The organism is Acidithiobacillus sp. TH-A36 (genome assembly GCF_057473445.1).
In genome coordinates this window covers 1-2,105 of record NZ_JBYCKP010000367.1, presented here as the reverse complement: position 1 = coordinate 2,105, position 2,105 = coordinate 1, and the positions used below count along the sequence as shown (strand labels likewise).

The window sequence follows — 2,105 nt, the reverse complement described above, 5'->3', positions numbered from 1 at the left end:
GACACGCACCGCAGTGAATGATTTTATATCCTATGGGAAGTCTTAAAAAAGGCATTGATGCGTTAGACGCACATGCATCGCTCATTCCTGATTAATTACGCATTTTTATATAAACATTATACAACATTTATATGGAATTTATAGATGTATCTCGGATAACCTTGCGGTGTTGAAGAAAATATCAGTTTTTGACGAATGGAGGTTTTGATGATCAACAAACTGGTTGAAACCACAGCCAAGCTTTCTACATTACCCAGCCGCACCACGCTGCAGAAAAAGTCGCAGCGATGGGTCATTAAAATTGGCAGCAGCTTGCTCACTTCGGAAGATTACCAACTGAATCTGGTGGCCATCCGACATTTTGTAGAACAGATATTACGCCTTCGGGAACGGGGCATAGAAGTGGTCCTGGTGTCTTCTGGGTCCGTCAGTGTGGGCAAAGGACATTTGGGTTTGGCCGGAAAAACACTGCCAGCCGAACAAAGGCAAGCCGCTGCCAGCGTCGGGCAGGCAGCCCTGATGCATGCCTATGAAAATCTTTTGGCACAGGAAGGAGTGCATTGCGGGCAAATACTGCTGACCCAGGACAATTTCAAGGATCGTAAGCGCCGTAAAAGAACCTTATCCGCCATTAATATGCTTATGAAAATGAATATGTTGCCGATCTTGAATGAAAATGATGCCCTTGCAGATCATGAAAACCAGTTTGGCAACAACGATCATCTGGCCGCAGTCATCAGCCGGTTGTGGCATGGGGATTTGATGGTCCTTTTGACGGACCAGGCGGGTTTGTATGAAGCCGATCCACGTGTTCAGGTTGATGCACAGATGATTCAGGAAGGCGTGGCTGGTGATCCGCGCTATGAAGAGATGGCGGGGGGAAGTGGTACTGCTGTGGGTACCGGCGGTATGCGGACTAAAGTCGATGCCGCAGCCTATGCCGCTGTTTCAGGCACAACGACAGTGATTGCCAGTGGGCACATTCCTGACGTGCTGCTGCGATTACAACGGGGTGAACGTTTGGGGACTTTTTTGCGCTCTGAAAAATTCGACCGGATGTGGCTCAAAGCACGTCGGACCACCTTACAAAAAACGACGTATTCCTTACTTGGAGTGGCTGTGAAATTGTCCAATACGAATTCCAAGCAGCACCGTTTCTATAATTCCTCATATTGCTACAGATGATATGCAATCAGGAGAAATAATCATGCTTCTGTGCTCGGTTCAAAAAAATAAAACGGTTTTTTTACGGCACCGTCTGATTGGTTCCGCTTGTCTGATGCTTTGTGGAATCGCGATTGCCGGCGTTGCCAATGCCAGTCCATTGACGATACCCAATCCTTTATCCTTCTCTGCCGGACTATTGGGAAAAATTGACGTGCAAGGCATTGCCAGTGGCATGGCCTTCTATCAGGATAATCCTCAGGGGTCTCCAGGTACTTTGGGTGCCAAACGGGAGGGCACTGATATCACCAATGGCATGGTGATTATCCAGAAAGAAAATGGCCCGATTCAGTTTGATATTCAAGCAGGGGCTTACAGCTTCCCTACGTTGGCTGCATCTATTCCCTCGGCATCTCGTAGTACCAGCGAGTTTGGTGCATTGCCCGTGGCTTATTTAAAAATTGTGCCATCATCAAATTTTTCAGTCGAAATTGGTCAATTACCGACATTGATCGGTGTTGAGGATGGATTTACCTACCAGAATATCAATATCGAGCGGGGCTTACTTTGGGATATGGAGCCCATCATCAGTCGTGGAATCCAGTTCAATGCCAGTGCAGGACCTTTAAGTGCCTCGCTTTCCTTGAATGATGGTTATTTTTCTAATCGCTACAATGTCATGAGTGGATCCCTGAGTTACGCAATTAACGGTTCCAACACGCTCGGTTTTTACGCAGATGGGGCACTAGGAAGATCACGAACAACATCGAATGACTCTGCCTATAGTTCTTACGGTAACGAGAGCCAGATTTATGGTGTTGACTACGAATATAGTTCGGGTCCCTGGGTGATTGAACCCTATTTCCAGTACATGCACACACCCAAGTCGACACATCTAGGCATACCGCACGCATTCGATAATTATGGCGGCGCTCTATTGG

General features: G+C 47.1%; 2 protein-coding genes. Both read left to right on the top strand.

The window, feature by feature from the left end; genetic code table 11:
• Positions 1-207: 207 nt before the first annotated feature.
• Positions 208-1,185, top strand: coding sequence for a glutamate 5-kinase (gene proB, locus AC2VLY_RS09680; protein ID WP_486891820.1), 978 nt, complete (start codon positions 208-210; stop codon positions 1,183-1,185).
• 22 nt (positions 1,186-1,207) lie between these two features.
• Positions 1,208-2,105 (top strand): outer membrane beta-barrel protein (locus AC2VLY_RS09675; protein WP_486922176.1); only part of this gene is annotated, 898 nt, incomplete at its 3' end.

Excerpts from the sequence above, each read along its gene's own strand:
- proB (WP_486891820.1), top strand. The coding sequence starts at position 208 with ATGATCAACAAACTGGTTGAAACCACAGCCAAGCTTTCTACATTACCC.